Annotated in this window: 6 protein-coding genes; all 6 read left to right on the forward strand. The window is 35.4% G+C overall.

Translation table 11 applies throughout. From position 1 onward, the window contains the following. The first annotated feature begins 307 nt into the window (after nucleotides 1-307). Genes hisG through AB1630_09890 form a run of 6 tightly spaced genes read left to right on the forward strand, consistent with a single transcriptional unit; the run spans nucleotide 308 to nucleotide 5,427 of the window. Nucleotides 308-1,180, forward strand: a complete 873-nt coding sequence (gene hisG / locus AB1630_09865) for an ATP phosphoribosyltransferase (GenBank protein ID MEW6104095.1) — start codon at nucleotides 308-310, stop codon at nucleotides 1,178-1,180. Continuing rightward, nucleotides 1,177-1,929 carry a Nif3-like dinuclear metal center hexameric protein gene (locus tag AB1630_09870; GenBank protein ID MEW6104096.1) on the forward strand — a complete coding sequence of 251 codons (753 nt, stop codon included), beginning with the start codon at nucleotides 1,177-1,179 and terminating at the stop codon, nucleotides 1,927-1,929. The genes hisG and AB1630_09870 overlap by 4 nt, the downstream gene beginning before the upstream one ends. Next, nucleotides 1,926-2,738 (forward strand): glutamate 5-kinase, encoded by an 813-nt coding sequence (gene proB / locus AB1630_09875; GenBank protein ID MEW6104097.1) that lies wholly within the window; start codon nucleotides 1,926-1,928, stop codon nucleotides 2,736-2,738. Before AB1630_09870 ends, proB begins: the two co-directional genes overlap by 4 nt. Further along, nucleotides 2,723-3,100, forward strand: coding sequence for a retropepsin-like aspartic protease (locus AB1630_09880; GenBank protein MEW6104098.1), 378 nt, complete (start codon nucleotides 2,723-2,725; stop codon nucleotides 3,098-3,100). Before proB ends, AB1630_09880 begins: the two co-directional genes overlap by 16 nt. A 16-nt stretch (nucleotides 3,101-3,116) precedes the next feature. Further along, nucleotides 3,117-4,232, forward strand: a complete 1,116-nt coding sequence (locus AB1630_09885; protein ID MEW6104099.1) for an NDP-sugar synthase — start codon at nucleotides 3,117-3,119, stop codon at nucleotides 4,230-4,232. Nucleotides 4,233-4,269: 37 nt separating this feature from the next. Further along, on the forward strand, nucleotides 4,270-5,427 hold the full coding sequence (locus tag AB1630_09890) for a sigma-70 family RNA polymerase sigma factor (GenBank protein MEW6104100.1): 1,158 nt from the start codon (nucleotides 4,270-4,272) through the stop codon (nucleotides 5,425-5,427). The last annotated feature ends 189 nt before the right edge of the window (nucleotides 5,428-5,616 follow it).

Consider the following 5,616-nt stretch of genomic DNA (forward strand, 5'->3'; position numbering starts at 1 on the left):
CTCTGCAATATTCATCTTATCAAGGACTTATCTTAAGAAGGACTAAAGAGCCAATTGTTTTGGAGAAAAACTTGATTTTGTCTTCTTAAAATATCTTCTATCATTCTATCTATTATATATATATCGGTTTTTAAGAGGGTTAAACTTTAGATTTTTTTTGGAAATTCAATTCCTATTGTAAATAAGAGCGGAAAATGGAAATTTATATGGTTTAACAGAAGACGAAATAAAAATAGTTGAAGGAGTAAGTGCTGACTAATAGATTAAAATGATTGCCAATAAAAGGTAGAGAAATTATAATTAAGGTATGGTAATTAAACTTGGAATACCAAAGGGGAGCCTGGAAAAAAGGACAATAGAGCTTTTTGCTAAAGCAGGATATAAAATTGCAAAGAGTGAAAGGTCATATTTTCCAAAGATTGATGACAGAGAGATAGAGATTATGATGGTAAAGGCTCAAGAAATGCCAAGGTATGTTAGCGATGGAATTCTTGATGTTGGGCTATGTGGAAGGGATTGGGTAATAGAAAGTGGGCTAGATGTTGTTGAGATTTGCGAGCTTTCCTATTCAAAAGAGACAAATCAGCCTGTTAGATGGGTTCTTGCTGTGCCAAAGGATTCATCTATAAATAGACCAGGAGAGCTTGAGGGTAAGAGGATTGCTACAGAGCTTGTGCAGGTTACAAAAAAATATCTGAAAGATAAGGGTATAAATGCAAATGTTGAATTCTCTTGGGGTGCAACAGAGGCAAAGCCCCTTACAAAATTGGCAGATGCGGTGGTAGAACTTACAGAAACAGGAACAACCTTAGAGGCACATAATTTAAAGGTAATAGACACCGTGCTTACCTCAACAACTATTTTAATTGCAAACAAAGAGGTAATTATGGATGAATGGAAGAAAAATAAGACAGATAGTATTATCCTTTTGTTAAAAGGCGCTTTAGAGGCAGAGAAAAAGGTTGGTCTAAAGATGAATATCCATAAAGATAATCTTCCTAATTTATTAGATAACCTTCCCTCTTTAAAAAATCCTACCATATCACAATTAACAGACCCAGAATGGCTTGCTATAGAGACAATTATTGATGAGGAGGTTGTTAGAAGGATAATACCAGCGCTTAAAGTAAGGGGAGCAGAAGGGATTGTTGAATATCCCTTAAATAAAGTAATACCTTGAAGCTAAAGGATGTCTGTGAATTTTTAGACAGGGAGTTAAGGACAAAGGATATATCTGATTACTCTTTAAATGGCTTACAGGTTGAGGGAAGGGAGGATATAGAAAAGATTGGGTTTGCTGTAGATGGCTCACAAGAAACATTTATTAAGGCAAAAGATAGCTCTTGCAATCTTGTTGTTGTCCATCATGGCCTATTTTGGGGAATACAAGAGCCAATTACAGGAATTCTTTATAAGAGAATAAAGGTCTTGATAGAAAATGGGATATCCCTCTATGCCTCTCACCTTCCATTAGACCTTCATCCAAAATTTGGAAACAATATCTCCCTTATAAACCTATTTAACCCCTTTAATGTAGAGCCATTTGGAAAATACGAAGGCCAGGATATAGGTTTTTTAGGAAGGCTAAAGGAGCCATTACACAGGGAAGATATAGCAAAAATCCTTAATGAAGCCCTAAATACATCTTCTAAAATACTACCCTGCGGAAAGGAAAAAATAGAAACAATTGCTGTTATCTCTGGTGGTGGATGCGATTGTCTAAAGGAGGCGGCTGAAAAAAAAGTGAACCTTTTTATTACAGGAGAGCATAAGCTATTTTCCTTTTCTATTGCAAAAGAGGCAGGATTAAATATAATATTTTCTGGTCACTATGCAACCGAGACTATTGGCATCAAAGCACTTATGGAGGAAATAAAGAAAAAATTTGCCCTGCCCTGCATATTCATTGATATTCCTTGTTGGCTATGAAAAGAAAGCCAGGAGTCAAGAGTCAAGAGTCAGGAGGCAGAAGGATTGTAGTAAAGATTGGAACATCCCTATTCCAGGAAAGCTCTGTTTTCACCCCAAAATACATCGCCTCCATTGTAGACGATATTGTAAATATAAGAAAGAATGGCATTGAGGTTATAATTGTTTCATCAGGTGCTATTGGCTGTGGAATGAGGGCTTTTGGAATAGCTGAATATCCAAAGACAATTCAAGAAAGACAGGCTTTGGCTTCTATTGGTCAGCCATTGCTTATGGAGCTTTACAAAAGCCTATTCGGAAATTATGACATTGTAATCTCCCAAATCCTCCTTACACATAATGAATTATTTGGAAAAAAATCTTCCTTTAATATACTAAATACATTCTCTTCGTTGTTTAAATTTGGCGTTATCCCTATTGTTAATGAGAACGATAGCGTTTCAACAGAGGAGGTTAAGATAGGGGATAATGACACCCTATCTTCCCATCTTGCTATTCTTCTTAATGCCTCTTGTTTAATTATCTTGACAGATAGCGATGGTGTTTATAAACTTAATAAGAATAAATTTTCAAAGGTAATTCCTGTGATTTCTGAAATAACAGATGAAATTAAAGGGTTTATCAAGGAAAAAAGAAGCAAAAACACAATAGGCGGAATGAAAACGAAGATTGAATCTGCAAAGATGTGTATAGAACAAGGGATTCCAGCAATCATTGCCTCTGGAAAGAAAGAGAAAACTTTAAAGAAAATTCTAGCTGGAAAAAGGGAAGGAACACTATTTTTACCAAAGAAATGGGAAGAATTATAACATCTGTTTTAATTACAAATAACGGTAAAGAGATTAGGTGTGATTGTCTGGTTGATACAGGAGCAAGTAGCCTTATTTTACCATCTGCCTGGAAAGATAGACTGGGAGATTTTTCCTCTACTTCAAAGGTTCGTTTGGAAACAGCCGACCAGAGGATAATTGAGGGAGAGGCTTGTGGCCCTGTAAAGATACAAATAGAAGGGTTTAGAGCAATTTATAATGAATGCATCTTTATGGATATGGAGCCAAAAGATGGTGGATATGAGCCAATTTTGGGATATATTATTCTTGAACAATCCCAGGCAACGGTAGATATGATTGGTCATAGGCTAATTAAGGTAAGCTATCTTGATTTAAAATAAAATGAGAGCAATGATTATGGCAGCAGGGTTGGGAACAAGGCTTTATCCCATTACAAGGAAGACGCTAAAATGTATGCTTCCAGTTGCCAATAAACCTGTCATTGAAAGGATAATTGAAAATCTTAAAAGCCATCACATTACTGATATTATCATCAACATCTATCAGAATGGCGAGCAGATAAAGGAATACTTGGGAACAGGAGGAAAATTTGGGGTAAAGATTGCATATTCTGAGGAAGAGAGCCTTCTTGGAACAGCTGGTGGCGTTAAAAAGGCATCCTGGTTTTTTGATACTGATACAACAATTATCCTAAGTGGTGACGGCGTTTCTAATATCAATCTTACTGAATTTATTGAGTTTCATCAAGGAAGGAGGTCGCTTGTAACAATTAACCTTTCTCCTGTTATTGACCCCTCACACTATGGTGTGGTTGTTGTTGAGAGGGATGGAAGGATTAAGGAGTTTCAGGAAAAACCAAAACCAGAAAATGCTATATCTAACCTTGCTAATACAGGAATATACGCATTTGAAAGAAAGGTTTTTGAGCTAATCCCAGATGGTGAATATGATTTTGGAAAGCAGCTCTTTCCAGATATTTTAAAAGAGAATATTCCATTCTATGGATACTATTCAGAGGCTTATTGGAATGATATGGGAACCATTGATGTTTATAGGCAGGTTCATATGGATATCCTTATGAAAAGGGTAAGTCTTCCGATATTTGGAAAAGAAACAAGGCCAGGGATAACGGTTGGGACAAATACCTATATTGATGAGGATGCAGAGCTTATTCCTCCCATTGCCATTGGAAATAATGTTGTTATAGAAAGGTATGCAAGGTTAAAGGGACCCCTTTCCATTGATGATTCCTGTAGAATAGAGGAATCTTGTAATATTGAAAGAACCATTGTCCTTCCTAGGGTAACAATTGGAAAGAATACAAAGATTAAAAATGGAATTATTGCAGAAGGCTCAAAAACATCAAATAATGTAGTTCTTATGGATAACAATGTTATAGGTTCTTACTCTACCATAGGCGAATATTCCATTCTCCATCCAGGAATAAAAATAGATGCTGAAATAGAGGTTCCACCAAAAACAGAGTTAAAGCAGGATGTGATGAAGGATTGAAAAATGCGGATTACTGATTACAGAATGCAGATTTATAATGAAGTTAAGTGTTGAGCTTAGGGGAAAGGTAGATGGGTTAGTTGAAAAGGGAAGGAGAAAAGGCTTTGTTACTTATGATGAAATAAATCAGATATTCACAAATGATATAGTTTGGTCTCCATACCTGGAGGAGCTATTTTCACATCTTGACAGAGAAGGGATAAAGATTATAGAAAAGGAGGGTGAGAAAAAAACAAAATCTTTAGATGCCATAACCCTATACCTTCGTGATATATCAAAGATTCCCCTTTTATCGCCTGAAAAAGAGAAAGAGCTTTCAAAAAACATGGAGGAATGTAGGTTTTCTCTTTCTGAAATAGCAAGAATGGCAGGTTGTCCATTAAGAAAACTTAAAAGTTTCTTTGAAGAAGATAATACTCCTTCTGACCTTATGCAAAAGTTTAAAAAAATTGATTACAATCTTTATACAGCGAGAAGAAAGATGATTGAGTCAAATTTAAGGCTCGTTGTTATGATTGCAAAAAGGTATGGAGGTTATTCTAATATGCCATTGCTTGACCTTATAAGTGAAGGAAATATTGGGCTTATAAGGGCTGTTGATAAATTTGATTATAAAGAAGGCTATAGATTTTCTACATATGCTAGCTGGTGGATAAGGCATAGCATACTTTCTGCAATTGCAAATGAAAGCAAGATAATTAGAATTCCACAATATCTATTTAATACCATAAATCGCTCTATGAAGGTAAAAGAGGAATTAGAAGAGAAATTGGGAAGAAGCCCTAAGATGGAAGAAATAGCACAAAAAATGGGCTTGGCTTTAAATCGCTTAATTGGAATTATAAATGCATCCTCTGAGCCAATTTCGTTGGAAGCTCCTGTTGGCGAGGACCAAAGCGACCTCCTTTTTGAGATAATAGAGGATAAAAAAAGCCCCTCTCCATCAGATGTAGTATTTTTGCAAATTCTTCAAGACCAAATATCGTCTGTTTTAGATACACTTCCTAAAAAGGAAAGGGATGTCATTTCCTTAAGGTTTGGGCTTTTTGGAAATACGCCCCATACATTGGAAGAGATAGGAAAAATGCTTAATATTACAAGGGAAGCAGTAAGACAGGTGGAGAAAAAGGTTCTTTTAAAGCTTAGAAAAAGAAAGGTAGTAAAGCAAATAAGGGATGACTTTATTTACAGCTAATTAAATTCACATTTAGAAGGTAATTCTGAAGAAAGGTAGCGAAATATAGGAAGTTAGCCAAAAAGATATGGGTAAGTTTCAGGTAAAATAAACTTGATATTGAGTATATTGATATGTTATCCTTTATAAATAATGATAGAAGAAGAATTAAGAGAAAAAGCAAGGATAAGGGAAGAAAATAAAAGGATA

The sequence above is a fragment of the bacterium genome (assembly GCA_040753555.1).
GTDB lineage: Bacteria > UBA9089 > UBA9088 > UBA9088 > UBA9088 > JBFLYE01.

What these genes read in the sequence shown, in the direction of transcription:
- hisG (MEW6104095.1), top strand. Translation starts at nt 308, where the DNA reads ATGGTAATTAAACTTGGAATACCAAAGGGGAGCCTGGAAAAAAGGACA.
- proB (MEW6104097.1), top strand. Translation starts at nt 1,926, where the DNA reads ATGAAAAGAAAGCCAGGAGTCAAGAGTCAAGAGTCAGGAGGCAGAAGG.
- AB1630_09880 (MEW6104098.1), top strand. Translation starts at nt 2,723, where the DNA reads ATGGGAAGAATTATAACATCTGTTTTAATTACAAATAACGGTAAAGAG.
- AB1630_09885 (MEW6104099.1), top strand. Translation starts at nt 3,117, where the DNA reads ATGGCAGCAGGGTTGGGAACAAGGCTTTATCCCATTACAAGGAAGACG.
- AB1630_09890 (MEW6104100.1), top strand. Translation starts at nt 4,270, where the DNA reads ATGAAGTTAAGTGTTGAGCTTAGGGGAAAGGTAGATGGGTTAGTTGAA.